This is a genomic window from Streptosporangium subroseum (assembly GCF_900188345.1).
In the GTDB taxonomy this organism is placed as follows: Bacteria; Actinomycetota; Actinomycetes; order Streptosporangiales; family Streptosporangiaceae; genus Streptosporangium; species Streptosporangium subroseum.
Map to the genome: position 1 here is coordinate 1 of NZ_FZOD01000167.1, position 1,637 is coordinate 1,637.

Here is a 1,637-nt window from a genome sequence, read left to right on the forward strand (position 1 = left end):
ACGAGCGCTTCGGCCGGAGGGTCCGAACACCGTACCCGAAAGACGGTCTGGTATCCGGCGATGATCAGGTTGATACTGACTCTGCCGCGCACGGCGGCGGCGGGGATGGGCGGACACGGAGGCAGGATGGCGACGACGCGCATCGAACCATCCCGGGCGGCGCGGCCGGAACGACGGCCGGAACTGGACGCGATTCGTACCCTGGTGGTAATCGGGCTGGTGTTCTTCCACTCGGCGCTGGTGTTCGACACGCGCGACGACTTCTACGTGAAGAACGCCCAGACCACCGACGTGACCACGATCTTCGCCGGTCTCTGCGTGGTGTGGGCGATGCCGATACTCTTCCTCATCGCCGGTCTCGGCTCGTGGCATTCGCTGCGCCGGCGTGAGCCCGCCGGGTTCGCCGTGGAGCGGCTGCTCCGGCTCGGCGTGCCGCTGGTCTTCGCGACGCTCACGATCATTCCGGTGCCGCAGTGGCTGCGGCTGCGGGCCGACCCCGCCTATCACGAGTCGTACCTGCACTTCCTGCCACGGTTCTTCGACGTGCACCTGGATCTGACCGAGTTTCCCTTTGTCATACGGGGCGAGTATTTCGAGAGCGGGCACCTGTGGTTCGTGCTGCTGCTGCTCACGTTCTCACTCCTGCTGGCGCCGCTGGTCCACTGGCTGTCCAACGACCACGGCCGCCGGCTCCGTGACCGGCTGGCCTCGGCGGTGCGGCGGCGCGGCGTCATCCTGCTGCCGGCCGTTCCGGTCGCGGTGATCAGCGCGCTGGCGGGTCTGGAGGAGGGGTTCGCCGCGTGGAGTCGCTGGGCGTACCTGCTGTTCTTCCTGTACGGGTTCATGCTCGCCGCCGACGATCGGTTCCGAGCGGCGATGCGCCGCGACGCGCTGCCGGCCGCCGTGCTCGGCCTGGTCCTGTTCCTGATCGCCATGCCGGGGTTGCTGGTCGCGGGCGACGCTCCCGGCGCCGACCCCTTCATGGACATGACCGCGCTCGCGATCGGCGCCCGCACGTTGTACGGCGCGACCGGGTGGTGCTGGCTGGTCGCGATCCTGGGACTTCTCGACCGCCACCGCCCCGCACCGTCCGGTGAACAAGTCTCGCCGGACGACCCCGCCGCCGGAAAGAACTCGCTGGACATCCCGGCCGCCGAACGGGACTCGTCGGACATCCCGGTTGCCGGACAGGTCTCCTCGGCCGGGCGGGGCAGGAGACTGTACGGCTATCTGGCCGTGGCCGCGTTGCCGCTGTACATCCTGCACCAGCCGATCGTCGTCGGGGTAGCGTACGGCGTCGTCGGCTGGAACGCGCCGATCGCGGTCAAGTACCTCGTGATCGTCACGGCCTCGCTCACCCTGACCGTGGCCGCGTACGACCTGCTGGTGCGGCGTACGCGGGTGACGCGATTCCTGTTCGGGATGCGTGGATAGGCAGGTGACCCGGCTCCTGCGGCCGCCGCGGTCATCGAACCTGTCGGCGCCTCGCAGATCCGGACGTCGAAGTCGTCGCTCGCGCGGAAGACGCCGAACCCCTTGATACGACCCGCGCCCGTAAACCGCCTGGTCTGCGGCCGGGCCTCATGTCAGCGCGTGAAAGTGGCGCGGTAGCGCAGGCCGGATCTCATGTCAGCGCG

1 protein-coding gene is annotated in these 1,637 nt (G+C 69.0%); it reads left to right on the forward strand.

Features of this window, described 5'->3' with window-relative positions; translation table 11 throughout:
* A partial coding sequence (locus CHC08_RS47840; protein ID WP_338055751.1) for an acyltransferase family protein occupies positions 1 to 1,434 on the forward strand: 1,434 nt, incomplete at its 5' end.
* Positions 1,435 to 1,637 lie beyond the last annotated feature (203 nt).